The organism is Gordonia sp. NPDC003950, assembly GCF_053605205.1.
Window position 1 is genome coordinate 69,366 of sequence record NZ_JBSGIT010000022.1, and the last position, 25,864, is coordinate 95,229.

Consider the following 25,864-nt stretch of genomic DNA (forward strand, 5'->3'; position numbering starts at 1 on the left):
GCGCCGGGTGCGGCGCCTGAGCGGGCTTCTCAGGCGTCGTCGTTACACTGGCTCACCGTGATCAAGCTGGACAACGTCACGATGAAGTACAAGGCCTCCAGCCGCCCCGCCCTGTCGGACCTGTCCCTTGAGGTCGACAAGGGTGAGTTCGCCTTCCTCATCGGACCATCGGGTTCGGGAAAGTCGACGTTCTTCCGGCTGCTGCTCAAGGAGGATAGACCCACCTCGGGCGACATCTACGTCGGCGATTTCCACGTCAACACGCTCAAGGGCCGGCTGGTCCCGAAGCTTCGTCAGTCGATCGGGTGCGTCTTCCAGGACTTCCGCCTGCTGCAGCAGAAATCGGTCGCCGACAACGTCGCCTTCGCACTCGAGGTGATCGGCAAACCGCCGTCGATGATCCGCAAGATCGTGCCGGAGGTACTCGACTACGTCGGCCTCGAAGGCAAACTCGAACGGATGCCGTATGAACTCTCGGGCGGTGAGATGCAGCGCGTGGCCATCGCACGGGCCATCGCCAACCGGCCGCTGGTGCTGCTCGCCGACGAGCCGACCGGCAACCTCGATCCGGAGACGAGTGAAGAGATCGTCGACGTGCTCGACCGAGTCAACCGCCGCGGCACCACCGTCGTGATGGCCACCCACGATCGCCACATCGTCGACGCGATGCGTCGGCGGGTACTCGAATTCGACAACGGGCGACTCGTCCGCAACGACGAACAAGGGGTCTACGGGATCGGCTGAGGGACATCCGCGCGCACCTGTGAGTGCGCCGCGAATTCCGGGCCGAAGAGACCACGACCACAAAGGACATCCGAGCGACATGCGAGCGCATTTCATCATCAGCGAGGTCTTGAACGGCTTCCGTCGCAACGTCACCATGACGATTGCCATGATCATCACCACGGCCATCACGCTGGGGATGTTCGGTGGCGGCCTGCTGGTGATCCAGATGGCCGACAAGAGTCAGAAGATCTTCCTCGACCGGGTGGAGATGCAGTTCTTCCTCAACGAGGACGTCTCCAAGGCCGATCCCAATTGCCGCCAGGCCCCGTGTACCACGTTGCGCACCGAGCTGGAGAAGCAACCCGGTGTGGGCTCGGTGACCTACGTCAGCGCCCAGGAAGGCTACGAGGCCGCCAAGGCGATGTTCGAGGAGACCTCACCAGAGATCGCCGATCAGATCACCCCGGACACCTTCGCCCAGTCCTCGGTCAAGGTCCGGATGTCGGATCCGGATCGCTTCGACGAGGTTTACACCACCTTCGCCGGCCGACAAGACCTCGGCATCGAGGGAGCGCTCGATCAGCGAGAGTTGGTCAAACGCATCTTCGGGGTGCTCGACGGCGTGCGCAATGCCGCCTTCGCCGTGGCGGCGATCCTGGCGGTGGCGGCCATCCTGCTGATCGTCAACACGGTGCAGGTCGCCGCCTTCACCCGCCGAACCGAGGTGTCCATCATGCGGCTCGTCGGTGCCACGCGGTGGTACACGCAGCTGCCGTTCCTGCTCGAGGCAGTGCTCGCCGCCCTCATCGGATCCTTGCTGGCCGTCGGCGGATTGTTCCTGGCCAAGATCTTCTTCTTCGACCGTGCACTGGCCGGGCTCTACGGCGTCAACATCGTGCCGCGGGTGACCGCGGGTGACGTCCTGCTGGTGTCACCCTGGCTCGTCATCGGCGGAATTGTGTTGGCAGCGGCGACCGGATATGTCACGCTGCGTGTCTACGTCCGGGAGTGAACGGGCCGTCGCGCGCGTTGTACACCCGGAGGATTTCCATCAACCACTGCATTTCGACGAACCACTGCACCCGAGGAGGTGAGTAGCCGCCATGGCGAAGGAAAAGGGACGCAACCTCATCGCGTCCAACCGCAAGGCCCGGCACAACTACACCATTCTCGACACCTACGAAGCCGGCATCGCGCTCCTGGGCACCGAGGTCAAGAGTCTGCGTGAGGGCAAGGCGTCCCTGGTGGATGCGTTCGCCACCATCGATGACGGCGAGGTGTGGTTGCGTGGACTGCACATCGCGGAGTACGGCAACGGGTCGTGGACCAACCACGCACCGCGCCGCAACCGAAAACTGCTCATGCACCGTCGCGAGATCGACAACCTGATCGGCAAGATCCGCGACGGCAATCTCACCCTGGTGCCGCTTTCGATGTACTTCCACGACGGTCGGGCCAAGGTGGAGATCGCGTTGGCCCGCGGTAAGCAGGCCCACGACAAGCGCCAGGATCTCGCCCGGCGCACCGCCCAGCGTGAGGTGGCCCGCGAGGTCGGCCGGCGCGTGAAGGGTATGTGATCGCTGCGGTGACAGCGCCCGGACTCGGTCGCCGTCGTCGACGGTGGGTGGTCTGGCTGAGCGCTCTGGTCGTCGCGGTGCTGTCGCTGGCCGGATGTGCCCCCGAGCAGTCCGCTGCCGAACAGATCGGCGGCTCCGGGCCGGCGATCGCGGGGTTACCCGCCACCCCGCCGATGGGCTGGAACAGCTGGAACACCTTCGGCTGCGGAATCACCGAGCAGATCGTGCGCGCCCAGGCCGATGCGCTGGTTTCCTCCGGACTCCGTGACGCGGGGTATCGCTACGTCGTCGTCGACGACTGTTGGATGGCCCCGACCCGGGACGACGACGGCCGACTACGTGCCGACCCCACGCGTTTCGCCGCCGGGATCGCCGCACTCGCCGACTACATCCACGCCCGCGGACTGAAGTTCGGCATCTACGCCGGCGCGCAGGACAAGACGTGTGCGCAGTACACCGGAAGCTATCCGGGCGCGACCGGAAGCGGTGGCCACGAGAGCACCGACGCGGCGACCTTCGCGTCGTGGGGAGTGGACTTCCTCAAGTACGACTGGTGCTCCGGTACCTCCTCGCACGACGATCAGGTCTCGGCCTTCACCGCGATGCGCGACGCGATCCGGGCGACCGGGCGGCCCATCGTCTACGGCATCAACCCGAACAGCGGCGTGTCCGGATCGGTGCCCGGAGCCGAATTCGATTGGGGCGGTGTGGCAACGATGACGCGGGCCACCAACGACATCACCCCGGCATGGTCCACCGACGCGGGACCGTCGGGCTATCAGGGCATCACCGACATCGTCGACGCCGCTGCTCCGCTGGGCAATCGGGTCTCCGATGGTCGGTTCGTCGATCCGGACATGCTGGTGGTCGGGGTCGGCAACGCACTCACGCCGGCGATGCAACGCACCCAGATGTCGATGTGGGCGATGATGGCCGCGCCGCTGATGGCCGGCAACGACCTCACCACGATGAGCACCCAGACCCGCGACATCCTCGCCAATGACGCGATTATCGGCGTCGATCAGGACCCGCGGGTCCGCGCCGGTGCGATGGTCGGTGACGATCCCGAGATCTGGAGTCGGGCACTCGGCGACAAGGGCCTCGTCGTCTCACTGACCAACCGGGGCGATCATGCGCGCACGATGTCGGTGTCGCTGACCAGTCTCGGTCTCAACGGCGATGCGTCGGTGGCCGGCGTCGACGCCTGGACCGGTAAGCGCTACCAGGCCTCCGACGGGCAGTTGTCGGTTCCCGTGGGTGTCGCCGACACCGCGATGCTGTCGATTCAGTGACGTGGTCGCGGCGGTGCGGGGACGGCTGCGAGAAATGGGAATGAACCTGTCCGTCCGGGTTGTTACAATGAACTGCTCGCCCCTCACCGGGCGGGTCTCGTCTCGGGGCTGATCGGTTTCGACTACGTTCGCCGAGGCGGGGGAAGCGTGTCGGTGCAGGCCAGAGACCACCGTATAAGCGTCGCGGCAACCAATTAAGCGCCGATAAGAATCAGCGCGATTACGCCCTCGCTGCCTGACAGCGAGCCCGTAATCTGTCGGCCCGGATCATGCTCCCGGATCCGGTGCCGGCATCATCTTCGGGAGCTCACCGTTCGCACCGGTCGCGGGTGCGGATGGGACATTCAACAGCGACTGGGATCGTCATCTCGGCTTGTTCGCGTGACCGGGAGATCCGAGTAGAGACACAGTGAACTGCACACGGAGAAGCCCCGCTGACACGACGGAGGACCCGGGTTCAATTCCCGGCAGCTCCACAGCGATGTGCCCCCTACCTATGTCAGGTAGGGGGCACATTTCATTCCTGGCGTGCCATGTGGGTGAGTGCCATGTGGGCGGGAGGGAATTGGTCAGCGTGGTACGACGGGCTGTGCAACGTGAATCTCGTAAGCAGACCGCGCAGGGAAGAAGACGGGGAAGAAGCGACGACCACGCTCGATGACCTCCGCGCACGCCGTCCCGGAAACCGTGAGCCGATCGACCGCGTTCGCGCCCAGATGAATCACGACACCGCGATCTATCGGCTTGTGCAACTCCGTAGGGATGCGGGGTTGGTGCAGAAGGAGGTGGCTGACATCGTGGGAGTTGGACAGAACCGTGTGTCACGAATCGAGAAGGGTGACCTGGCCACCACCACGGGCTCGACGTTGCAGAAGTACGTCGAGGCGCTCGGCAGTGAACTCGAACTCATGGTGAAAAAGGCCCGACGGGACCGTGGCTCCGCTGGACATCAACCGCGAGACGATGCCTGCGTAGCTCGTGGACCCTCAGCCACGCAATGGGTGGGACGCCCGGGAAGTGACGTCCGAGGCGGGCATGCGTCCACCTCTGCCTCGGCAACGGAATCTCAACGCACGCAGTCTGATGCTGGTCACGGCTGAGGAGACACTCGTTCGGCCGACCGCTCACCGCGCCACCGCGGGCGCCACCAACGTCCGATCGCCGGCACGCATCAACGCGCTCCCGGTTCCACCGCCGACGGCTCCGATCGCCACCCGCCCGGCACGGATCGCGGCGTCGAGGTCGATTCCGGTCTCGACGCCGCTGTCGCGCAGCAGATAGACGAGGTCCTCGGTGGCGATGTTGCCGCTCGCCCCGGGCGCGAACGGGCAGCCGCCGAGGCCGCCAACCGATGCATCGAGACGCGAGATGCCGGCCTGCACAGCGGCATACGCACTCGCCAGGCCGCTGCCGCGAGTGTTGTGGAAATGCGCGCCCAACGGCAGTTCGCCGATCAGCGGAACCACCTGCGCGACAAGATCACGCACGCGCCCCGGGGTGGTGGTGCCGATGGTGTCGGCGACGCTGATGCGGTCCGCGCCCGCGTCGACGGCCCGTGAGATCACTCCGGTGACCCGCTCCGGGGGCGTCGGACCGTCGAAAGGGCAATCCCACGCGGTCGCCACGATCACCTCGACGCCGGCGTTCGCCGCATGTGCCATCGCGACGATCCCTTCGATGAGGGCGACCGACGCCTCGGTGTCCCGGCCGACATTGGCGCGGCTGTGCGCATCCGACGCCGACACCACGTATTCGAGGTTGGTGAGCCCCGCGTCAAGGGCGCGTCGCACCCCGCCCACTGAGGCGACCAGGGCCGAGAAGCTCACGCCCGGAAAGCGATCGAGGTGGGTACACAGTTCGGCGGCGTCGGCGAGCGCCGGGACCTTACTCGGCGAGACGAAGGCGGTGACCTCCACCTCACGCACGCCGGTGTCGCAGATCGCCTCGAGCAGTTCGAGTTTCGCGGCCGTGGAGATCGGTTCCTCGATCTGCAGGCCGTCGCGCATCGCGACGTCGCGAATGGTCACATCCATCAGATCACTCCCTCGTCGGCCAACTCGGCCACCTGCTCCGCGGAGAGCCCGAGCACCTCACCGTAAACCGCCGCGTTGTCACATCCCGGTTCGGGTGGACCGGCATTGCGGATCCGTCCCGGCGTCTCGCTGAACTGCGGCACCACACCCGGACCGCGCACCACCCGACCGGCCCGTTCGTCGAAATGGTCGGCAATCATGCCGCGCGCCTGCAGATGGGGGTCAGCGACCACCTCGGCGATGGTGTTCACCGGGCCGACCACGACGCCCGCCTCCGACAGCACGTCGGTGAGCTTGTCGGCGGAGAACTGCGTCGACCATTCACCGATCAGCGCATCGAGCTCGTCCTGATTGCGGCCGCGCGCCGCATGATCGGCGAAACGCGGATCGGTGGCCAACTCGGGTTGCCCCATCGCCGCGCACAGCCGCGCGAACACAGAATCCTGGTTGGCGGCGATGATCACGTGCGTGCCGTCGGCGGTGGGGTAGAGGTTCGACGGGGCAATCCCGTCGAGTCGAGTACCCGACGGTCCGCGCACCACGCCACCCACGTCGTAGTCCGCGATCGCCGATTCCTGCACGGCGACACAGGATTCCAGCAGCGAGGTATCGACCACCTGCCCCTTGCCGGTGACGCTGCGCCGATACAGTGCGGCCAGCGCGCCCTGGGTGGCGAACATTCCGGCCAGGGTGTCGCCGAGTGACAGCGACAATCGCGGCGGCAATTGGCCGGGATAGCCGTTGATGTAGCGCAACCCGCTCGCCGCCTCGGCGACCGAGGCGTATCCGGCACGCGACGCATCGGGTCCGGTCTGTCCGTACCCGGACACCCGGACGATCACGATGCCGGGATTGCGTTCGAGGAGCACGTCGGGTCCGATGCCGAGACGTTCGAGCGTTCCGGGCCGGAAGTTCTCGACGATGATGTCGGCGCGGTCGGCGAGACGGAGAAACATCTCCCGGCCACGATCGGAGCGCAGGTCGAGGGTGATGGCCCGCTTGTTGCGGCCGTGCACGGTCCAGTAGAAGCGGTTCCCGTCGACCTCGGCCTGCCCCCAGGTACGGATCGGGTCGGGTCGATTCGGCGGTTCGATCTTGATCACGTCGGCGCCCATGTCGCCGAGGAGCCGGGCGGCATGCGGGCCGGCGATGAGGGTGCCGAGTTCGAGCACGGTGACCCCGTCGAGGGGGCCGGTGGGCTCGTCGTTCGACGGTGCCGTCGGCCGGGATGCGGAAGCGCTCATCCCTTCAGTGTGGCCGGGGACGGGCCTCCGGGGCAATCCGCCACCAGGTTCAAATGCCCTCTGACGTGGCAAAACGCCTGAATGGCGGCGACAACGTGAAAATGAGCCAGAATTTGAAATCTCTGCACATTGGTTCGCGAATCGAACAATGGGGTGGCATTGGTGACGGTGAAGCGATTCGAGCAGATGTCTGCGGGGCGCGTGGTGTCCACCGCGGGCTCGGCGATCGCGACGCTCGGTCGGCTGCTCGAACTGTTCGCGACCGCCGCGAGCCGCGGGTGCGGATCTGGTCCGCGGGCATCGTGGGCGGCGGCACCGTGGCGGTGCTGGTGGTGCTCGGCGCGTCGGTCGGCGGATCGATCGGTGTCGAGGCGTTCGGCACGGGTCTGCCCGTCGGGTCGGTCACGTCGATCGCTGCCCACGACGGGCAGGTGGTGGTGCGGTTCACCGTGGACGGCGGCATCGACTTCCCCGCCGACGTGTCCGATCACGGTGGATCGCAACGGCTGTCGGAGCACCGACATCGCCGGAGGGGTGGCAGCGCCTCCGGGGAACTGATGCCGTCGTCGGTGATTCACTGAGCTCTGGCTGTGTTCTATGTCATACCGACCCGCTAGTGTTGCCCACGCGTCATCGTTGTCCAATGAGTTCAGGAGGGACCATGTCCGCACAGACGACATCCGAGTCCGCACAGACGACATCCGATTCCGGGTTGTTGCCCGACATCTCACTGTGGGACATCCTCCGCGGCATCGGGTCGCTCCGCTGCGACCTCGGCAGCATCGTGCGGACGCTGCCCGCCCTGATCCCGCAACCGCCGACCCGGCGCATGTCGATCGGGAAGCGGTTCGTGCAGGCCGCCGAGAAGTACCCGGACAACGACTTCCTGCGATTCGAGGGCCGGTCGATCACCTACCGTGAGGCCAATTCCCAGGCCAATCGGATCGCCGATTATCTTACACGCCAAGGTATTTCGAAGGGCGACGTCGTCGCCGTGCTGTCCCGCAATCACCCCGACGTGGTGATCACGATGCTGGCGATCGTGAAGGTGGGCGCCATCGCGGGCATGCTCAACTTCCATCAACGCGGGGCGGTGCTCGAACACAGCCTCGGGCTGATCGATGCGTCCCTGGTGATCTACGAGGAGGACCTCGCCGAGGCCTTCGAATCGGTCTCCGAGCAGGTGCTCCCGCCGCTGCGTGTCTCCTTCGACCAACTGCACCGCGAGGTCGCGACGTGCTCGCCGGTCAACCCGGTCGCCACCGACGCGATCACCCTGGGCGACACCGCCTTCTACATCTTCACCTCGGGAACCACCGGATATCCCAAGGCCTCCAAGATGAGTCACTTCCGGTGGCTCACCGCGATGGCGGGCATCGGGGGCGTGGGGATCCGGCTGCGCAGCGACGACGTCATGTACACCGCGCTGCCCTTCTACCACAACAACGCGCTGACCATCTCGGTGTCGTCGGTGCTGGCATCGGGGGCGTGCCTGGCCGTCGGCCGAACGTTCTCCGCGTCGCGGTTCATCGACGAGATCATCGAGAACGATGCCTCGGCGTTCTGCTACATCGGCGAACTGTGCCGGTATCTGCTCGCGCAGCCGGCCAAACCCACCGACCGCGCCCATCGGCTCCGGCTGGCCGTCGGCAACGGGCTGCGACCCGACATCTGGGACGAGTTCACCGCGCGTTTCGGCATCGATCGCATCGTCGAGCTGTATGCCGCCAGCGAGGCCAACATCGGATTCGTCAACATCCTCGGCATCCCGAAGACGGCAGGATGGACGGTTCTGAAGTACGCCATCGTCGCGTACGACGAGGAGTCCGGTGAACCGCGACGCGACGCCGCCGGCCGCGTCATCAAGGTCGGCAGACGTGGTACCGGACTGCTGCTCGCCGAGATCAATCGCCGGGTGCCCTTTGACGGGTACACCGATGCGAAGGCGTCGGCGAAGAAGATCGTCACCGACGCCTTCAAGACCGGCGACCGCTGGTACAACAGCGGCGATGTGGTTCGCGACCAAGGCTTTTCGCATATCGGGTTCGTCGATCGCATCGGCGACACCTTCCGGTGGAAGGGGGAGAACGTCGCCACCACGGAGGTGGAGGCGGTCCTCGATGCCCACCCGGCCGTCGCGGAGGCGGTGGTGTTCGGCGTGCCGGTTCCCGGTGCCGACGGGAAGGCCGGGATGGCCGCGGTCAGCCTCATCGAGGGCGCGACCTTCGACGCCGCCGATCTGGCCCGCCACGTCGCCGACGGTCTACCGGGCTACGCCGTACCGCTCTTCGTCCGGATCACCGATCACCTCGAACACACCTCGACCTTCAAGAACATGCGCTCGGACCTACGGCGGGAATCGTTCTCCGGCGCCGGTGACGACGCGGTGTACGTGTTCTCCGGCGGCGAGTATGTGGAGTTCTACGAGGGGTTCGTCGACTCGCTGGGTTCGCCGCGCCCGACCGCCACGTCATCGTGACCACCGCGCACCAACTGATCACGCACGAAATCGAGTGCCGCACCCTGCCATAGCCGGAGGTGATCGAGCATCGGATGTCCTCCGCCGGGCACCGGGAGGTAGGTGGCATCGTTCCCGGCCGCGCGCAGTTCCGCGACACCCTGAGCGGTTCGCTTGGCGGACGTCACCGTATCGGCCTCACCGTGGATCGCGACCACCCGGGCGGTGCCGTGGATGACGCGCCAGTCGGCGAATTGCCACCACGGTGCCAGGCCGAGCACACCGCTCACCCGTTCGTCGGCGGCGAGTCGTGCGGCGATCCGGCCGCCCATCGAATGGCCGATCACCGCGACCGGGGTGTCGGGATGGTCGCGGGTGATCGCCTCGAGGGCGGCCCGTGCGTAGGGCATCGGTGAGGCCTGTCCGCCGTTCCAGCCGTAGACGCGGTAGCGCACCTGACGGACCTCGACGCGGCGACCGAACCGCAACCGGATCGACCAGGTGAACGGATACATCCGCAGCGCCGAGCCCTGCCAGGGCGAGAAGCGTCGATAGCTGGCGTCGGTGCCGCCCGGTAACACCAGGACCAACAACTCCGGCGTGGCCGCCGGGCGCAGGGGGAACAGCGTCACGCGGGTTCCTTTCACAACCGAATGGCAATTGGGATTCACAGTAACCGTTCGGCTCGGCAGGCCTTCCGGACCGGCGGATCGATGGCACAATTTGGCATATGGCACATCCTCGCGCCGGCACTCCGGCACTGCCCGAAGACCTCATCGACGTGGCCGCAGTGGAAAAGGCCTACTACGACAACATTCCCGATCCCGAGAACCCGCTGCAACAGGTGGTGTTCGGCACCTCGGGTCACCGCGGTTCGAGCCTCGATACCGCGTTCAACGAAGCGCACATCCTCGCCACCACGCAGGCGATCGTCGAATATCGCACCGGCGCCGGGATCACCGGCCCGCTGTTCATCGGCTACGACACGCACGCGTTGTCGATCCCGGCGTGGCGTTCGGCGCTCGAGGTGCTCGCCGCCAACAAGGTGACCACCCTGACCGCGGAGGGGGATGGGTACACCCCGACACCGGCCGTCAGTCGCGCGATCCTGAAGTTCAATGCGGAGAATCCCGGTGTGGAATCCGACGGCATCGTGGTGACTCCGTCGCACAATCCGCCCCGCGACGGTGGCTTCAAATACAATCCGCCGTCGGGGGGGCCCGCCGACACCAACATCACCTCGTGGGTCGCCAACCGGGCCAACGAGTTGCTACGGGCGAATCTCGTCGGCGTCCAACGCATTCCGTTCGAGACCGCGCGGGCCAGTGAGTACGTGTCGGAGTATCCGTTCATGATGCATTACTGCGATGCGCTGGCCGGGGTCATCGACATGGAGGCCATCCGCTCGGCGGGCATCCGGATCGGCGCCGACCCGCTCGGTGGGGCGGCGGTGGGATATTGGGCCGCAATCGGATTCCGCTACAACCTGCCGGAACTCACGGTCGTCAACCCGACCGTGGACAAGACCTTTTCGTTCATGACCCTCGACACCGACGGCAAGATCCGGATGGACTGCTCCTCGCCCAACGCGATGGCATCGCTGGTCGCCGCGCGCGATCACTACGACATCGCCACCGGCAACGACACCGACGCCGACCGCCACGGCATCGTCACCCCGGACGCCGGCCTGATGAATCCCAATCACTACCTCGCCGTCGCCATCGACTACCTGTTCACCCACCGTTCCGGATGGTCGGAGAACGCGGGAGTCGGCAAGACCCTCGTGTCGTCCTCGCTGATCGACCGCGTCGTCGCCGGTATCGGCCGCCGACTCGTCGAGGTACCCGTCGGCTTCAAGTGGTTCGTCGGCGGACTGCTCGACGGGTCGATCGCCTTCGGTGGTGAGGAAAGTGCGGGAGCATCCTTCCTGACCTTCGACGGTGGACCGTGGACCACCGACAAGGACGGCATCATCCTGGCCCTGCTGGCCTCGGAAATCCTTGCGGTGACCGGCAAGACGCCGTCGCAGCGGTACCGGGAACTCGCCGACGAGTACGGGGAGTCGGCCTACGCGCGGGTGGACGCACCGGCCTCGCGGGAGCAGAAGGCCGTCCTGTCGAAGTTGTCGTCGGATCAGATCACCGCGACCGAACTCGCCGGCGAGAAGATCACCGCCATCATGACCCACGCACCCGGCAACGACGCGGCGATCGGCGGGGTCAAGGTGACCACCGACAACGCCTGGTTCGCCGCCCGCCCGTCCGGCACCGAGGACGTTTACAAGATCTACGCCGAATCCTTCAAGGGCGCAGACCATCTCAAGGAGGTCCAGGTGCAGGCGCAGGAAGTGGTGGACGCCGCACTCGGGTAATGCCCTAGGTCAGGTCCACCTGGTCGGCTGCCCACCGCCACAACTTGGGCGGGCGTCCGCCGGAGGTCGGTGCCACGCCGGCCTCGGTGAGTACATCGATCCGGGCGAGATCGCGATTGAGGTTCGCGCGGTGGACCTCGGCGCCGGTGAGTTGCCGGGTGATGGCGACGGCGTCGGTGGCGGTGAATTCGGCGCCGGTCAGTCCCCGGGTGAAATCGAGGTCCCGCCACAGCCGTTCGGCGAGCAACCGGCGGGCGGTGGTGACGATCGTCGAGTGATCGAAGACGAGTGCCGGAGGGTGATCCAGTGGTTCCCACAGGGTGCGGGCCGTGTGGATGCTCCCGTCGTTCCAGAAGGTTGCCCACATTGCGATCGACAACGACGGCCCACGCGGATCCCGGCTGGGCTCGTCGAAGGTCTGCAACTGACCGAGTGCGCTCGGCACCGCGGCGATGCCGAGTTTTGTCACCGCCCGGAGGGCCGCCTCGCGCAGACGTTCACCGCTGCGCACCACCACGCCCGGTAGCGCCCGCCGGCCCCGATACGGTTCGGTCTCGCGCGCATGGGTGGCCACCAGCACCCGGCGCGCGGAGACGTCGTAGGTCAGCGCCACCACGTCGACGCTGACGACGCTCAGGATGGCCGGGTCGATACCGCCCGAGGTCGTGCGGTCGGCGCCGGGCTCGTCGGTGGTGTTCTTGTCGGCGCTGGCCACGTGATGCTCCTGTCGGTCCGTCGGGGCCCGTCCGCGGTGATCACGACCGGAGCGCCGGTTGCCTCGGAGATCAACCTAGTCACCTCACCCGCCGACGTGGGCAGTGGTCGCAGATCCGGGCGCGCCGCCGCGGCGATGCGGGTCAGCTCGCCCAACCGGTCGAGATCCCCGGCCGGGGTCGGGCGCACCGGGGTGTGCACGCCGTTCCAGCTGTCGGCCACCGCCAATCCCGGTGTGCCGAGCACGTCGAGGTGCGACACCGCGACGCCGTCGAGTCCACCACAGATCGCCGCCGCGTACCGCAGGGCCGGCAGGTCGAGGTGCCCGGTCCGCCACGCGCCCTGATATCGCCCCTCCCGATTGTGGGTGTCGGGCAACTCCGGATGGGCCGCCTCCGTCGGCATCGGGCCGGCGCCGTGGCGGGTCGCGTAGCACCGGGTCGCTCCGAGCACCGTCGGGCGGTGTCCGGCGGCGGTGAGCTCTCGCCGCAGCGCACCGGGCAGCACCGTCGACCACGTGGTGTGCGGATGGAAACCGTGCCACTCGTCCAGCAGGGCACCCTGGCTGCCCTCGAAGATCACGGTGCCCGACGCCAGCGTCGCCGCCAGATGTGCGTCGGCGTCGTCGAGAATGGTGATCGCCGACGCGATGTCGGTCAGCGCGTCGGCGATCGTCCCGACCGATTCGATCCCATCGGCACCGGCCGCGGTCAACAAGGGTCGGGCAAAGGCGCTCAACGCATCCAGGGACCGTACGATGGCCCGCCGGTCACGCAGCATTCCCATGGTCAGGGGCGCGACATCGGGAGCGTCGGCGTACACCCGGAAATTCCCGATCGTCTCGCCGGCGCGGGCGCCGCGTGCCACGGCCAGGTCATAGGCCCGGGTTTCCCCGATGCCCTCCCCGCACGAGCCGTGACGGGCGTTGCCGCGCAACGATTCCCGGGCGCGATTCATCGCCGCATGGATCGGCGTGGTGACCAGGGCGCGGGCGTCGGCACCGATCAGGCCGAGCGGTTCGACGACGCCGAGGCGCGCCAACCCGGCGGCCTCGACCGCCAGCAGCAGCGGGTTGATCATCATCGGTGCGCGCAAGATGGTACGCACGTCCAGCAGGGAGGCCGAACCGAACTGCCGGAAGGTGTGGTGCCGGGCGCCGTGGCAGACATTGTGGGCTGCCTGCGCGCCCCCGGAGAACCGGACCACCGCGGCCGTGTCGGGAATCGTCGACGCCAGGACATCGACGGTCGCACCCTTGGCCTCATCGCCGTACCCCAGGCCGACGACCACGATCGGTGACCCGTGGGGACGGGTGGCGGGCGTCCGGTTCTCTTGGTGAGTCATGGTGCGCTCCTTACAGATCTGTCGGCAGGATGCCACCGCCGTCGGCGATGGGCGTGAGTCGTGCCAGCGCCGTCCCGACCGCCGCACCGGCACTGCTTCCGGCCGCATCCAGGTCGGCCACCCCTTCGGCCACGCTGATCGACTCCTCGGTGACACCGATGGTGACGGCGATCAGGTCGGCGACCCCGTCGGGATCGTCGAGCTTGACGAAGCGTTCCCCGACGATGGCTCGCCAGTGGTCTTCGACCTCCGGATCGTCGTAGTAACTCGTCAGATTCGGCAGCACGTAGAAGACGTGGAAGCGTTGCGCCAGTTGCCGGTACACGTCGGCGACGTCACGATCCTCACCGATGTCGTCGCCGACGAAGCGGCGCACCGAGTCGGCGAACAGCGCGGGCTTGTTCATCTCGTCGCCGATGAAGAACACATATCCCTTGCGCCCGTGCTTCTCCCAGGCGTCGGTGACGCAGCGAGTGGCGAGGAAGTAGGCGGCCAGGGCGTACCCTTCGCGTTTGTCGCCGCCGCCGCCGCCCTCGAGGTAGATCTCACGCAACTGCTCGTCGATCCGATTGTCGGATTCGAACTGCCCGATCTGCAGGGGGACGGCATCGAACTGGTCATCGCCGATGGCGCCCACCATGATCTGCGGGTCGTCGACGTAGCCGCCGCGCGTCAACAACCCGAGCAGATCCGACAATCGTTTCTGCACCGTGATCGGTACCCGGCCCATCGAACCGGTGACGTCGAACAGGACGACGATCGGGGTGGAGCGGGGGTGATCGGCGCTGTCTCGTGCCTCCCGGACGGTGGCGCCATACGCATCGAGTGCCGGTGCGGCCATCCGCAGGTGGCGCGGGGTGTTACGCATCCGTGCCGAGTAGCCGAAATCGTCGGCTCCGGCGGCGCGGCGTGCGTCGGCGGCCGCCTGGTAGGCGCCGGTGTCCCAGTATCCCTGTCCCATGATCAATTCCTTTCTCGAACGGGTGTGGTGAAGGGTCGAAATCTGCGGGGTCCGTACAGGACTCCGATCAGGAGGTCGTATTCGCGGAGCGACTCCCGTGGGGTGAGTGCGGCGCTGCGCCGTGCGAAGGTGGTCTGCCGCGGTGCCCGATCCGCGAGCATCGTCGCGAAGAGGTCGGCCAGGGCGGCGCCGTCGGATGTGGCTCCGCCGTGTGCTCCGCACCAGCCGGTGAGCACGACACCGTGGTCGCCCGGGTGGATCAGGACGGTGTCGAGTCCGAGGTTTCCGTGACGGGTGGCCGCGGCGTCGAGGGTCATCAGGATGCGACGTGCCATCCAGGCCCAGTCCCGCCCGTCGAGTCCCTGCGGGCTCGCGGCACGCACCGCACGCAACGACACCAGTCCGTCGGGGAGCCGATAGGCGATCCAGCGTCGGTTGGCGGTGACGGCGTCGTCGACGATGTCGGCGGCGAATCGGGACATCCCGTGTCGGTCCAGCCGGCATATCGCGTGACCCACGGTGCCGATGGCATCGTTCGCTGATCGCGTGCGGGCGATCTCGATGCGTACAGACGGGTTGTCGGTTCGATAGCCGGCCACGGAGTCGGTCGCCCAGAGCCTTTCTCGCAGAGCGTATGTGCCGGATGAGCCACGGACATGTGGCTCGGTGGGGGCCGAGACGTCCGCGGTGGCGGTGAATGCGGCGTAGAGCGCGTTGAGGGTCATCGTCGCGTCACGTGCGACGTCGGGGTCGATGCCCACCGATACGGCGCGGTCGGGATGGACGGCGCCGAGAAGGATGCGATGGCGACGACGGGCTGCTCGTCGATCGGCCGGGTCGGTGGCCGATCCGCTGAAGACGTCGGCGGGTCGACGTGCCGCCTCGATGAGCGTGATCGCGTCGGTGGGGGTGGTGGCGAACATGAAATTACTCTAACGGAGTAATAGCTTGGCCGCAAGATCGCCGCTATCGGCAGTTACCCTGGCTCGATGATGCCGTTCGCGCCCGTAGAGGCTCCGTTGTCGCCGGAGACGGCCCTGACGCGGATCGCGTGGCTGCTCGAGCGCCGCCGGGAGAGCAGCTACCGCGTCGAGGCCTTCCGTAGGGCGGCGCATGCCGTCGCCGGGCACCCGGCCGGGGATCTGGCCACGCGCGCGGTGGCGGGGACTCTCACGGCGATTCCGGGAATCGGGAAGACCACCGCCGCCGTCATCGCGGAGTCGCTCGATGGTCGGCTACCGGACTACCTCGCGCGATTGCAGGATGAGGGTTCGCCCCATGACCCCGGCGTGGCCGCCGAACTCGTCGCCGAGGCGCGCGGAGATCTGCACGCCCACACCACCTGGAGTGACGGTGGCGCATCGATCGACGAAATGGCCGCTGCGGCACAAGCACTCGGGCTCGATTGGATGGCCATCACCGACCACTCGCCCCGACTCGCCGTCGCCAATGGGTTGAGTGTCGAGCGACTGCGCCGACAGATCGATGAGATCGATGAGTGGAATGCTCGATCCGGCACCGGATTTCGTCTGTTGCGCGGGATCGAGGTGGACATCCTCGACGACGGCTCGCTCGATCAGTCCGACGAGATGCTGGACCGTCTCGACGTCGTGACGGCGTCCGTGCACTCGGCACTGCGGATGGATCACGATGCGATGACCGCGCGGATGGTGGCGGCGGCGAGCGATCCGCGGGTCACCGTCCTGGGGCACTGCACCGGCCGTCGAGTGCTGACCGGTCGCGGTCACCGGCCGCCGTCCACCTTCGATGCGCACGCCGTCTTCGAGGCGTGCGCGGCGAACAGCACTGCGGTGGAGATCAATTCACGTCCCGAGCGTGTCGACCCACCCGACGACCTGATCGACATCGCGCGGGATCGGGGATGTCTGTTCGCCATCGATTCCGACGCGCACGCGCCCGGTCAGCTGGAGTTCCCCATTCTCGGTGCGCGGCGCGCCCAGGAGCACGGTATCGAGCCGGATCGGATCCTCACGACGTGGCCGGTGGAACGGGTGCTCGCGTTTGCCGATCACTCCTGACCCGGTGTACCACGGCCGTGGCCATCGGCCCGGCCGCCCAACCAGTTGTCGATGTCTCGTTGCGCCTGCGTGGCGACCGGCGTGGCATGACCGGTGAAGCCATGGGGCACATCGGGATACAGGCGAAGGTCGACGTTGTTTCCGGCATCGGTCAGACGCTCCACCATTGCGAGATTGTCGTCGAGGAGCACATCGTCGGTGCCGATCACGACCAGCGTCGGTGGGAGCCCGGACACCTCACCGAAGATGGGGGAGATGTCCGGAATCGTGCGATCGCGGACGTGCCCGGCGTATGCCTCGATGAAATACTCGCCGGTGATGGTGGCCCCGGCGGGGGTCGCGCCGCTGAGGTCGTAGGTTCCCGCCTCGAGTACGGCCCCCGCGAAACTCTCGGCCGATCCCTGATCCCGAAGCCGCAGCAGGGTGGTCATCGTCAGGGTCGCGCCCGCCGACATCCCACCGATGGTGAGCCGGGTGGTGCCGAAGCGATGCTGCGCGTGGTCGATGATCCAGTGGGCCACCGCCTCGCAGTCGTCGGGTGCCGCGGGCCACGGATTCTCCGGAGCCAAACGGTAGTCGACCCCGATCACGGCGACACCCAACGCATCTGCCATGCGTTCGTTCCGGGCGTCATCACGGGCCGAGGGCCGCAGGTAGAAACCACCACCGTGGATGGCGAGGTGGACGCCGGTGATCGCAGATCGGTGCGGCAGGGTGATGCGTATCGCGACCTCGCGGTCACCGGTCTCGATGGTGAGGGCCGACGTGCGCCCGGCCGCGGGCGGCGCTGTGTGCGCCGACCGCGCGCAGTGCACCTCGTCGAGCGACTGTGCACCCACCCCACTCGGACGGTGCGCGTAGAACTCGCGGGTGGCGGCGAGGTCACCGGCGGCCACCGGCACCAGTGCTGCTCGCCGCACGCTCATCGGATCCTGCGCTGCGGACGTCACACCGCAGTTTAGACCGCGACGAGTCCCGAACCCTCTCGGATGTCGGCGGGCAGATCCTCGTCCGGTGATCCCAGGCCGAAATGCTCGCGCAGAGTACTGCCCTGGTACTCCCGTCGGAACAGCCCGCGCCGCTGCAGCTCTGGGACGACGTAGTCGACGAAGTCGTTGAACGTTCCCGGTGTCTGCGCGCTGGAGACGATGAACCCGTCGGCCTCGCCGCCGGTGAACGATTGCTCGATCTGGTCGGCGACATCGGAGGCGGTTCCCACGAACTGCGGCAGCAAGACGCCCTGGGCGTAGAGCTTCCCGATGTCGCGCAACGTCAGTTGATCGCGGTGGCTCAGGCGACGTGCCACATCGAAGAGTCCCTGCGTTCCGCTCACCTGGACATCCTCGACCGGTGCGTCGAGGTCGTATTGGGAGAAGTCGTGGTCGGTGTGCACCGAGAGCGTGATGAGGCCGGAGATCGGGTCGGCGAGTTCGTTGTGGAATGCCTGCTTTTCCCGCGCGATCGATTCGGTCTCCCCGATGAACGGAATGAACGACGGAAAGATGTTGACGTGATCGGGATTTCGGCCGAAATTGTCGGCGCGCGACTTGACGTCGTCGTAGTAGGCGCGGCGTCCCTCCGGGGTGGGGTCGATCTCGAAGATGGCCTCCGCCCAGCGGGCGGCGAAGTCCTTGCCGGTGTTCGACGATCCGGCCTGGATGAGGACCGGACGATGCTGTGGTGAGCGTGGCTGGTTGAGGGGGCCGCGCGTGCGGTGATACTTCCCGTCGTGGTCGACGGTCCGGATCTTGGCGGGATCTGCCCAGACGCCGGACTCCTTGTCGGCGACCACGGCATCGGCCTCCCAACTCGACCACAGCTTGACCGCGGTCTGCACGAACTCCTCGGCCCGCGCATAGCGTTCGTCGTGCTCGACGTGGGTGTCACGTCCGAAGTTGTGGGCCTCGGCCTCCGACAGCGAGGTGACGATGTTCCAGGCGATGCGGCCGCGGGTGAGGTGATCGAGCGAGCCGAAGACACGCGCCAGCTCATACGGGTGAAAGTAGGTGGTGGACTTGGTGACCGCGATGCCGAGGTGAGTGGTCACGGCGGCGATACTGGCGGCCACGAGCGACGGATCGATGGTGGCCGCGGCCTGGGTGCCGCGTCGGAACGGCTCGGACTGGTCACCGCCGAACCGGACCGGGGCCGCGAGGAGGTCGGCGAAGAAGGCGAAATCGAACTTTCCGCGTTCGAGGATGCGGCCGACGCGATGATAGTGGTCGGGCCCGAAGTAGTCGGTCACCGAGCCCGGATGCCGCCACGCCGCATGAGAGTGGGTGACGGGGGAGGCGATCAGGAAGCCGCCGAGGTGCAGCTGTCGTGTCATCGGATGTCCTTGTGGTGTCGGGAATCGTCTACGCCGCACAGCTAATCGCTGCGGGGTGCCGAATGCCACGGTTGAAGTCAGGGTGGGTGAATGCGGTGGGGAGCGACCGACGGATCGGCCAATGGTGTCCAACGGCACTTGCCCGATTGTGGCGGATCGGGCCACAGTGGGGACGTGGAGGCGAGTGCGGGTCCCCTCGGCGATCAGAGTGTGCGGTGGCGTCGACTGGTGGCCTACTGGCTGCTGGCTTGTGCGTTCTCGTGGTCGTGGTGGATTCCGCTGGCGCTCACCGATGTCGCGGTGGGTCCCGGTCAGGGATGGCCCAGTCATCTGCCTGGGCTGCTCGGGCCGGCCGTGGCCGCGGTGGTCGTGGTCGCGGTGACCGAAGGGCGGGAAGGCCTGCGGCGGCTGTGGGCGCGGGTGATCCGGTGGCGAGTGTCCTGGTGGTGGTTTGTCCTGGTGCTGGCCACCGCCGCATGCGCCTTGCTCGCCTATCCGGCGGCGTGGCTATCGGACTCGGCTGCGCCCACGGCCGCCGACTTCGCCGCGTACTCCGGCGTCGGCGCATGGCCGGTGGTCGTGATGCTGATCTACGTCGTCGTCGTCAACGGACTCGGCGAGGAAACGGGATGGCGCGGATACCTCGCCGAGGGGCTGTTGGGGCGGTTCGGCATCACCACCACCGGTCTGATCGTCGCGCTGCCCTGGGCGCTGTGGCACCTGCCGATGTTCTGGGTGGTCAGATCATTTCGCGACTTCGGTGTGGCGGGCACCGTCGGATGGCTCGTCGGTCTGACGGCCGGCTCGATCGTGCTGGCCTGGATCTACGCGCGCTCGGGGCATAGCGTGCTGATCGTCGCGCTGTGGCATACCGCGTTCAACCTCACCTCGGCGACCGATGCGGCCGCGGGTCTGCCGGCCGCGCTCAGTTCGACGCTGGTGATGATCGCCGCGGTCGCGATCCCCGTGGCGGCAGGGGTGGCGCGTCGTCGAAACGCGAAGTCGCGGTCCGGGGTCGCCTCACCCGGCTGACTTCCGGGAAGCTGTTGACAGCCGCGGTTTTTCGACTCATCCGTAGGTCACCACGAGCGGTGCGTGATCCGACAGTCGTTCGGCGGGCGACGGCTCCTTGTCGACGGTGACCTGGGTGGCCAGCCGAGCCAGTCCGGGCGTCGCGAGTTGATGATCGACCCGCCAACCCACGTCCTTGACGAAGGACTGACCCGCCCAACTCCACCAGGTCAGCGGTCCCGGCCGGTCTCCGTGGACGGCGCGCACCACGTCGACGAGCCTGCGCGTGCCGAGGAGTTCGTCGAACCAGTCGCGGTCGGACGGGAGGAAACCGTCCATGGTGCGTGCGGCGCGCCAGTTGGTCACGTCGTGCCGGGTGTGGGCGATGTTCAGATCGCCGACGAGGAGGAACTCGCGCCCCGCGCGCAGGGCGGCCAGTCGGTTGCGGTTCACCTCGCGCGCGAACGCGGCGAGGAATCGCTGCTTGCGTTCGTACTTCGCCCCACCGTCGGGCTGCTCACGCATCGAGCCCGGACGTTGCAGGTGTGCGGGCAGTCCGCCCTTGGGGAGGTACAGGCAGGCCACCGTTACGGGATGGTCGGCCAGGTCGACCTCGATGTAGCGACCGTGCTTTGCGAACTCGCCGAGCACGCGGGCCCGGGGTGGGTGGGTCACCCACGTCCGAACCGCGGCGGCGGGTGTTCTGGTCAGCACGGCCACACCGTTACGCCCCGGCACCGATCCGACGTCGAGGGCGGTCGAATAGCCGGGGAACACCCCCACCTCCGGTGCGGGACACCGCAGTTCCTGCAGTGCGATGACGTCGGCGGATCGCTGTGCCAGCCACTCGTCGAAGCCGCGGCGACGCGCTGCCCGGATGCCGTTGACGTTGAATGTCGCGACCGTGAACGTTTCGGCGATGCGTGAAGCCATGATCACCACTGTGCCAGTGGGAGTTCCGTTGAGGCGGCGTGATCCGACGACCTGGGCCGGTCGAGGACCGGCCCGAGATGTGCCGGCTACCACGAATGGAGAACTACTACGAATGGAGTAGTCGGATCTCGTCGGCGGGCATGAGGCGCCGCGCATCGTCCTCCACTTGACTGGAACACGGGGCCAACGGGCCCGAGTTCAGCTGAGGAGGAGACGGATGTCGGCAGTTGGCAGATGGTGTCACGACCACAGGATCGGGGTGATCATCGGATGGGTGCTGGCGATCGTGACGCTCACCGGTGCAGCGCTGTCGGTGGGGGCATCGTTCGAGTCCGCCACCGGCGGCGCGACGGCGGTGACCGGTGAGGTGGTCTGGCAGGGCGACGATGTACTGGCTCACGGGCACAACCACATCGACTCCGTGCTCACCAAGGTCGGTCAGACCGAGGGAGTCGTTTCAGTGGCTTCACCCTTCGACCATCCGGGGCAGGTCAGCGCCGACGGCCGTACCGCGTACGCGGTGGTCACATTCGGCCCGAATTCGTCGGGAGCGGAGCACGTCGTCACCGACATCCTCGAGTCGGAATCTGCGAAATCCGGACTCACTCAGGCGGCCGGTGGGCAGGCCTTTGCGGGCACGATCGCGGTATCGGAGATCACTGAGATCGTGGGTGTGACAGGCGCGCTGATCATCCTTGTGGTGATGTTCCGTTCGGCGTGGGCGGCGCTGTTGCCGATTGTCACCGGGGCAGCCGGCGTTGTCGCGGGACTGATGGCCGCAATGCTGCTGAGCAATGTGGTGCCACTTCCGGACTCGACACCGACTCTCGGAGCGCTCATTGGTCTCGGAGTCGGCATCGACTACGCATTGTTCATCACCTATCGCTTTCGCCGGGAGCTGATGCGTGGCGCCGCAGTCGACGTCGCGGTGGGACGCGCGGTGTCGACGTCGGGTCGTGCGGTGGTGTTCGCCGCGGCCACGGTCATCGTCGGGCTGCTCGGCATGACCGTCCTGGGCGTGCAGACACTCACCGGGATGGCCATCGGCGCCGCCCTTACCGTGCTGCTGACCCTCGTCGCCGCGCTGACGTTGCTGCCCGCGCTGCTATCGGTTGCGGGACGCAAAGCGCTCAGTGCTGCTCAGCGCGAGCGGATCGGCGACGACACCGAGGCGGGTGTTCGCACCAGGCGGTGGGTGGCCTTCGTCGAACGACGCCCCGTGGTGGTCGCGATCAGCGCCGCGGCAGTGATGGCACTCGTCGCGATCCCCGCGCTTTCGTTGCGCCTCGGCGCAGCAGACGCTGGTAGTGCACCGGAATCGACGTCACGGCACCAGGCTTACGACATGCTGGCCGAGGGCTTCGGCGTCGGCATCAACGGTCCCCTCACGCTGCTGATCGATGCGCCCGATCCGGCTGCAGAGCAGGCCTACTCGACCTTGATCTCAGAACTGCCTCATGTGCCCGGCGTCGCACGCGTCACCGAGAGTCAGGTGGCACCGGGTCGGGCTGTGGTGACGGTCACCCCCCAGACCGGACCGTCGGATGAGCGTACGGAGGACCTCGTCGAACACCTGCGGGCGGCCGTGATCCCTTCTGCGGCGGCCGATACATCGCTTCGTGTCACGGTCACCGGGGCCGCCGTTGGTGGGTTCGACTTCGCCGACACCATCACTGACAAGCTGCCGATACTGGTGGCATCATGCTCATCGCTGGGATGCTGGTGCTGCTCATGGCATTTCGGAGTGTCCTCATCGTGGTGATCGCCGCCGTAGCGAACACGGCAGTGCTCGGCGCTGCTGCGGGGATCATCGTGCTGGTATTCGGCCACGGGTGGGGTTCGGCATTGCTCGGCGCAGGATCGGCGGGTCCGGTCGAGTCCGTGGTGCCCGTGCTGATCGTTGGTGTGATGTTCGGATTGTCAATGGACTACGAGGTCTTCTTGCTCAGTAGCATTTACGAACGCTGGCATCAGTCCGGCGACACCAGGCGTTCGATTCGTGACGGTGTCACGCACACCGCGCCGGTGCTGATCGCCGCCGCGCTGATCATGTTCAGTGTCTTTGCCTCGTTCGCCGCGGGCGGGGTCCGGCTCATCGCTGAGTTCGGCCTCGGCCTGGCACTTGCCGTCCTACTCGACGTATTCGTCGTCCGACTCGCAATGATCCCAGCGCTCATGTTCGTCTCGGGTGGCGCCAACTGGTGGCTGCCCCGATGGCTGGGACGACTGCTGCCGAACCTCTCGATAGAGGCATCAGCGGATGACGATGATGCCGCAGCGCCGTCCGCAGACCACGGCCAGCAGCGCGTGTCCGGGCATACTGGATAACCGGATAGGAGGCGTCGTCTGTGACGAGGACACACGGGAGCTTCTCAGGGAGCACGTCGCAGTGGATCGCTGCAGCGTGTGTGGCGTGCCTCCCGATGGTGGTCGTCCTGTTCGCGGGCGATCGCTCGACTCTGCCGCTCCGGGTTGTGCTGGCCTTCATTGCGGGGGTCTGTGTCCTGTGGGCGTGCGGACAACCGTGGTTCGCTCTGCCCGCCGCAGTCGTGACGGAGACCCTCTTGGTTGCGGTGCCCCCACACACACCCTGGATACCGCTGGCCTCGATTGCGGCGATCTACCTCGCCACATCGTCGACACGTTTTCGGGTGGGTGTCGGCTGGCTGGTCGGGGTGGTGATCGGCATGTGGCTGACCGCGGCATCATTCATCTGGGTGACACCCGACAGTATCGAGCTGACCCACCTGGTGGTGTTCGACTATGTGGTGATCGCGGTGGCCGTCGGCACGATGGTGCGCACGCGTGCCGAACGGATCGACGCGGTGCGCGCACAGGCGGTGGCAACGGCTGCGTCGCGGGAGCGCGAAGCCGATCAGCGGGTACAGGCCGAACGCATGCGCATCGCGCGCGACCTGCACGACGACGTCGCGCATCACATCACTCTGGTGAACGCGCAGGCCGGGGTTGCCCGCTACCTCATGGCGACACCGCACTCGGAGTCGGAGACGAAGGTCGCCGAGACGTTGACGGCGATCGAGGAGGCGAGCAGGCTCGCACTCGATGAATTGCGATCGACGGTCGGCCTCTTGACGTCCGCACCCGACGTGAATCGCTTGCCGGTCGCCCACTTCGACGCCCGCGCCGAGCTGATCGAATCGTTTCGATCGGCGGGAATGACCATCGAGCACACCGAATACGGCATGGGTGAACCCGTCGACGGAGGACCGATGACGGGCAGCGTCGCACGGACCCCGGGATCGGTGGCCGCCTACCGTGTTCTCGCGGAAGCTCTGCAGAACGCTCGGAAGCACGGCACCGCCGCATCGGCGACAGTCCGGATCAGGATGGTGCGCGGGATCATCGACATCGAGGTCATCAATCCCGCGCGTCCGGCGGTTCAGGGTGAGGGCACGCGGCTTGGACTCACCGGGCTCCGCGACACCGTCGTGGCCTCGGGGGGGTCGATCGATGCGGGCTATCGCGACGATCAGTTCGTGATCCACGCCCGGCTTCCGATCATTGCGAGCGATCGGGAAATGAGGAATTCAAGGGTGGTGTCGTGAGCATTAAAATCCTCTTGGCTGACGATCATGCTTTGTTGCGCAACGCGTTTCGCGCCCTCTTTGACGCTCAGAGCGATATGGAGGTGGTAGGCGAGGCGTCGACGGGATGTCAGGCCCTCGACATCGCGCGACGCACCCGAGCAGATGTGGTGCTGATGGATGTGCGGATGCCAGATCTCGATGGGGTGGAGGCTACGAGGCGCATCCGGGCCGATCCAGCCCTCGCCGACACTGCGATCCTGATCCTGACGACGTTCGAGAACGACGATTACGTGACCGAGGCGTTGCGCGCAGGTGCCCTCGGGTTTGTCGGCAAGGGCATCAGCCCTGACGATCTGCTTGCCGCCGTACGAGATACCGCCGCCGGGCAGCCCACCCTGTCGCCAACGGCAACTCGGGCGCTCATCGACTCCTATGTCGCGACGCCTGCCACCGCGGCGTCGACGCCGTCGCCACCGGTTGAACAGCTGACGCCCCGTGAAAGGGAGATCGTCGCCCTCATCGCAATCGGCCTGAGCAATACCGACATCGCCGAGAAGCTGTTCATTGCCCCACTGACCGTGAAGACCCACGCACACCATGCGATGCGAAAGCTCGAGGCTCGTGACCGTGCGCACCTCGTTGCTCTCGCGTACATGAACGGACTGGTGTAAGCGACCGGGCCGACCTGAGCCCGCGGGATCGTCCGGCGTCACAGGCGCGCCAACACACCGCACCGGCACGCGAAGCCAGGGCCGTTGGAGAATGCTGGGCGCTCAGGCCATCTGAACGACCAACGAGCCGTGGGAAAACTGGGAGCAGATCGGTCGATGCGTTCCCAGCCGGCGCACTGGTCTGGTGAAGTGTCCTCCCGTGCAACGATTCCGGCGGAATGGAGATCCGGCAGGCTTGCCGTCCTCGAGCCGGACTCGACCGGCGGCCAGGCCTGCGAGCGGATCGTCGAGAAGCGGGAGTAGTACCTTCTCGACGCCGTCATCGGATCGGATGTACCCGCACCAGCTCGAACATCGCAAAGCCGTGGACGGCTGCGAACCACTGGTTCGCTATTCGCCAGCCGGACCCGGGAGCGAGGTCGCCAGCCGAATCCTCTTGTGCGCCTTTGAATCGCCCCGGGTTTGTCGGAGGCTCTCGAATCTGTGAAGGATGGAGAGTATGGCAGCACCACGGAAGTACAGCGTTGAGCTGAAGGAGCGGGCGACGCGGATGGCGGTGGAGGCCCGCAAGGACCCGGTCACGCGGCCGGGAGCGCTCAAACGGATCGGGGAT

Annotated in this window: 24 protein-coding genes and 1 other RNA gene; 15 read left to right on the top strand and 10 right to left on the bottom strand. The window is 66.8% G+C overall.

The genetic code is table 11. The features are described 5' to 3' along the window. The first annotated feature begins 57 nt into the window (after positions 1-57). The 6 genes from ftsE (at position 58) to ACWETB_RS18485 (ending at position 4,695) form a co-directional block, all read left to right on the top strand. Positions 58-744: a cell division ATP-binding protein FtsE gene (gene ftsE, locus ACWETB_RS18460; protein WP_449743166.1), complete on the top strand. Its 687-nt coding sequence runs from the start codon at positions 58-60 to the stop codon at positions 742-744. A gap of 79 nt (positions 745-823) precedes the next feature. After that, positions 824-1,738, top strand: coding sequence for a permease-like cell division protein FtsX (ftsX, locus tag ACWETB_RS18465; protein ID WP_452212779.1), 915 nt, complete (start codon positions 824-826; stop codon positions 1,736-1,738). A gap of 91 nt (positions 1,739-1,829) precedes the next feature. Continuing rightward, positions 1,830-2,303: an SsrA-binding protein SmpB gene (gene smpB, locus ACWETB_RS18470; RefSeq protein WP_348804345.1), complete on the top strand. Its 474-nt coding sequence runs from the start codon at positions 1,830-1,832 to the stop codon at positions 2,301-2,303. Between the two features lie 8 nt (positions 2,304-2,311). After that, positions 2,312-3,595, top strand: coding sequence for a glycoside hydrolase family 27 protein (locus ACWETB_RS18475; RefSeq protein WP_449743164.1), 1,284 nt, complete (start codon positions 2,312-2,314; stop codon positions 3,593-3,595). Positions 3,596-3,699: 104 nt separating this feature from the next. Then, positions 3,700-4,074, top strand: a transfer-messenger RNA (tmRNA) gene (gene ssrA / locus ACWETB_RS18480). Between the two features lie 237 nt (positions 4,075-4,311). Further along, complete coding sequence (locus tag ACWETB_RS18485; RefSeq protein ID WP_452212803.1) at positions 4,312-4,695, top strand: helix-turn-helix domain-containing protein; 384 nt, start codon at positions 4,312-4,314, stop codon at positions 4,693-4,695. A gap of 24 nt (positions 4,696-4,719) precedes the next feature. Here the strand turns inward: ACWETB_RS18485 and ACWETB_RS18490 are convergent, their stop codons facing one another. Next, positions 4,720-5,628 carry a hydroxymethylglutaryl-CoA lyase gene (locus ACWETB_RS18490; protein WP_348809434.1) on the bottom strand — a complete coding sequence of 303 codons (909 nt, stop codon included), beginning with the start codon at positions 5,626-5,628 and terminating at the stop codon, positions 4,720-4,722. Next, positions 5,628-6,872, bottom strand: a complete 1,245-nt coding sequence (locus ACWETB_RS18495) for a CaiB/BaiF CoA transferase family protein (protein ID WP_449743162.1) — start codon at positions 6,870-6,872, stop codon at positions 5,628-5,630. Before ACWETB_RS18495 ends, ACWETB_RS18490 begins: the two co-directional genes overlap by 1 nt. Between ACWETB_RS18495 and ACWETB_RS18500 the strand changes: the two genes are divergently transcribed. Together ACWETB_RS18500 and ACWETB_RS18505 are read left to right on the top strand one after the other, a co-directional pair. Continuing rightward, positions 6,857-7,453, top strand: a complete 597-nt coding sequence (locus tag ACWETB_RS18500) for a hypothetical protein (protein WP_452212782.1) — start codon at positions 6,857-6,859, stop codon at positions 7,451-7,453. The two genes, ACWETB_RS18495 and ACWETB_RS18500, sit on opposite strands and share 16 nt — an antisense overlap. 80 nt (positions 7,454-7,533) lie before the next feature. Beyond that, positions 7,534-9,351, top strand: coding sequence for a long-chain-acyl-CoA synthetase (locus ACWETB_RS18505; RefSeq protein WP_449743160.1), 1,818 nt, complete (start codon positions 7,534-7,536; stop codon positions 9,349-9,351). Here ACWETB_RS18505 and ACWETB_RS18510 read toward each other — a convergent pair. Next, entirely contained in the window at positions 9,294-9,962 is a 669-nt protein-coding gene (locus tag ACWETB_RS18510; protein ID WP_449743159.1) for an alpha/beta fold hydrolase, read from the bottom strand. The genes ACWETB_RS18505 and ACWETB_RS18510 overlap by 58 nt on opposite strands. 98 nt (positions 9,963-10,060) lie before the next feature. On the opposite strand from ACWETB_RS18510, the gene pgm reads away from it, so the two are divergent. After that, on the top strand, positions 10,061-11,701 hold the full coding sequence (gene pgm, locus ACWETB_RS18515) for a phosphoglucomutase (alpha-D-glucose-1,6-bisphosphate-dependent) (protein ID WP_452212784.1): 1,641 nt from the start codon (positions 10,061-10,063) through the stop codon (positions 11,699-11,701). A 4-nt stretch (positions 11,702-11,705) separates the two neighbouring features. Here pgm and ACWETB_RS18520 read toward each other — a convergent pair whose 3' ends face one another. From ACWETB_RS18520 to ACWETB_RS18535, 4 genes are read right to left on the bottom strand one after another with little or no spacing between them, the layout of a single operon-like run. Then, a complete protein-coding gene (locus tag ACWETB_RS18520) occupies positions 11,706-12,353 on the bottom strand; it encodes an NUDIX hydrolase (protein WP_449743280.1) in 648 nt (215 codons plus the stop codon). Continuing rightward, a complete protein-coding gene (locus ACWETB_RS18525) occupies positions 12,335-13,759 on the bottom strand; it encodes an adenylosuccinate synthetase (RefSeq protein ID WP_449743157.1) in 1,425 nt (474 codons plus the stop codon). Before ACWETB_RS18525 ends, ACWETB_RS18520 begins: the two co-directional genes overlap by 19 nt. Before the next feature lie 10 nt (positions 13,760-13,769). Then, complete coding sequence (locus ACWETB_RS18530; RefSeq protein ID WP_452212786.1) at positions 13,770-14,720, bottom strand: hypothetical protein; 951 nt, start codon at positions 14,718-14,720, stop codon at positions 13,770-13,772. Positions 14,721-14,722: 2 nt separating this feature from the next. After that, positions 14,723-15,643, bottom strand: coding sequence for a hypothetical protein (locus ACWETB_RS18535; protein ID WP_452212788.1), 921 nt, complete (start codon positions 15,641-15,643; stop codon positions 14,723-14,725). Positions 15,644-15,709: 66 nt separating this feature from the next. On the opposite strand from ACWETB_RS18535, the gene ACWETB_RS18540 reads away from it, so the two are divergent. Next, complete coding sequence (locus ACWETB_RS18540) at positions 15,710-16,759, top strand: PHP domain-containing protein (RefSeq protein WP_449743154.1); 1,050 nt, start codon at positions 15,710-15,712, stop codon at positions 16,757-16,759. Here the strand turns inward: ACWETB_RS18540 and ACWETB_RS18545 are convergent. Further along, a complete protein-coding gene (locus tag ACWETB_RS18545) occupies positions 16,750-17,685 on the bottom strand; it encodes an alpha/beta hydrolase (protein WP_452212790.1) in 936 nt (311 codons plus the stop codon). The two genes, ACWETB_RS18540 and ACWETB_RS18545, sit on opposite strands and share 10 nt — an antisense overlap. A gap of 32 nt (positions 17,686-17,717) precedes the next feature. Beyond that, positions 17,718-19,088 carry an LLM class flavin-dependent oxidoreductase gene (locus ACWETB_RS18550; RefSeq protein WP_449743153.1) on the bottom strand — a complete coding sequence of 457 codons (1,371 nt, stop codon included), beginning with the start codon at positions 19,086-19,088 and terminating at the stop codon, positions 17,718-17,720. Positions 19,089-19,262: 174 nt separating this feature from the next. Between ACWETB_RS18550 and ACWETB_RS18555 the strand changes: the two genes are divergently transcribed. Beyond that, positions 19,263-20,120 (top strand): CPBP family intramembrane glutamic endopeptidase, encoded by an 858-nt coding sequence (locus ACWETB_RS18555; RefSeq protein ID WP_348804326.1) that lies wholly within the window; start codon positions 19,263-19,265, stop codon positions 20,118-20,120. Between the two features lie 36 nt (positions 20,121-20,156). Here ACWETB_RS18555 and ACWETB_RS18560 read toward each other — a convergent pair whose 3' ends face one another. Then, positions 20,157-21,032 carry an exodeoxyribonuclease III gene (locus ACWETB_RS18560; protein ID WP_449743152.1) on the bottom strand — a complete coding sequence of 292 codons (876 nt, stop codon included), beginning with the start codon at positions 21,030-21,032 and terminating at the stop codon, positions 20,157-20,159. A gap of 259 nt (positions 21,033-21,291) precedes the next feature. Here ACWETB_RS18560 and ACWETB_RS18565 point away from each other — a divergent pair, with 259 nt between their 5' ends. From ACWETB_RS18565 to ACWETB_RS18580, 4 genes are all read left to right on the top strand, one after another. Next, positions 21,292-22,794, top strand: coding sequence for an MMPL family transporter (locus ACWETB_RS18565; protein ID WP_452212794.1), 1,503 nt, complete (start codon positions 21,292-21,294; stop codon positions 22,792-22,794). Further along, positions 22,764-23,360 carry an MMPL family transporter gene (locus ACWETB_RS18570; protein ID WP_452212796.1) on the top strand — a complete coding sequence of 199 codons (597 nt, stop codon included), beginning with the start codon at positions 22,764-22,766 and terminating at the stop codon, positions 23,358-23,360. Before ACWETB_RS18565 ends, ACWETB_RS18570 begins: the two co-directional genes overlap by 31 nt. A gap of 245 nt (positions 23,361-23,605) precedes the next feature. Then, the gene (locus ACWETB_RS18575; RefSeq protein ID WP_452212798.1) at positions 23,606-24,598 is read left to right on the top strand and encodes a sensor histidine kinase; all 993 of its coding nucleotides are present in this window, start codon (positions 23,606-23,608) and stop codon (positions 24,596-24,598) included. After that, the gene (locus ACWETB_RS18580; protein WP_348804318.1) at positions 24,595-25,251 is read left to right on the top strand and encodes a response regulator transcription factor; all 657 of its coding nucleotides are present in this window, start codon (positions 24,595-24,597) and stop codon (positions 25,249-25,251) included. The genes ACWETB_RS18575 and ACWETB_RS18580 overlap by 4 nt, the downstream gene beginning before the upstream one ends. Positions 25,252-25,864 lie beyond the last annotated feature (613 nt).

Coding starts and splice junctions, on each gene's coding strand:
- ACWETB_RS18500 (WP_452212782.1), top strand. CDS start 6,857: ATGCGGAAGCGCTCATCCCTTCAGTGTGGCCGGGGACGGGCCTCCGGG.
- ACWETB_RS18495 (WP_449743162.1), bottom strand. CDS start 6,872: ATGAGCGCTTCCGCATCCCGGCCGACGGCACCGTCGAACGACGAGCCC.
- ACWETB_RS18505 (WP_449743160.1), top strand. CDS start 7,534: ATGTCCGCACAGACGACATCCGAGTCCGCACAGACGACATCCGATTCC.
- ACWETB_RS18540 (WP_449743154.1), top strand. CDS start 15,710: ATGATGCCGTTCGCGCCCGTAGAGGCTCCGTTGTCGCCGGAGACGGCC.
- smpB (WP_348804345.1), top strand. CDS start 1,830: ATGGCGAAGGAAAAGGGACGCAACCTCATCGCGTCCAACCGCAAGGCC.
- ACWETB_RS18550 (WP_449743153.1), bottom strand. CDS start 19,088: ATGACACGACAGCTGCACCTCGGCGGCTTCCTGATCGCCTCCCCCGTC.
- ACWETB_RS18560 (WP_449743152.1), bottom strand. CDS start 21,032: ATGGCTTCACGCATCGCCGAAACGTTCACGGTCGCGACATTCAACGTC.
- ACWETB_RS18530 (WP_452212786.1), bottom strand. CDS start 14,720: ATGGGACAGGGATACTGGGACACCGGCGCCTACCAGGCGGCCGCCGAC.
- ACWETB_RS18525 (WP_449743157.1), bottom strand. CDS start 13,759: ATGACTCACCAAGAGAACCGGACGCCCGCCACCCGTCCCCACGGGTCA.
- pgm (WP_452212784.1), top strand. CDS start 10,061: ATGGCACATCCTCGCGCCGGCACTCCGGCACTGCCCGAAGACCTCATC.
- ACWETB_RS18535 (WP_452212788.1), bottom strand. CDS start 15,643: ATGTTCGCCACCACCCCCACCGACGCGATCACGCTCATCGAGGCGGCA.
- ACWETB_RS18570 (WP_452212796.1), top strand. CDS start 22,764: ATGGCATTTCGGAGTGTCCTCATCGTGGTGATCGCCGCCGTAGCGAAC.
- ACWETB_RS18545 (WP_452212790.1), bottom strand. CDS start 17,685: ATGAGCGTGCGGCGAGCAGCACTGGTGCCGGTGGCCGCCGGTGACCTC.
- ACWETB_RS18490 (WP_348809434.1), bottom strand. CDS start 5,628: ATGGATGTGACCATTCGCGACGTCGCGATGCGCGACGGCCTGCAGATC.
- ACWETB_RS18485 (WP_452212803.1), top strand. CDS start 4,312: ATGAATCACGACACCGCGATCTATCGGCTTGTGCAACTCCGTAGGGAT.
- ftsX (WP_452212779.1), top strand. CDS start 824: ATGCGAGCGCATTTCATCATCAGCGAGGTCTTGAACGGCTTCCGTCGC.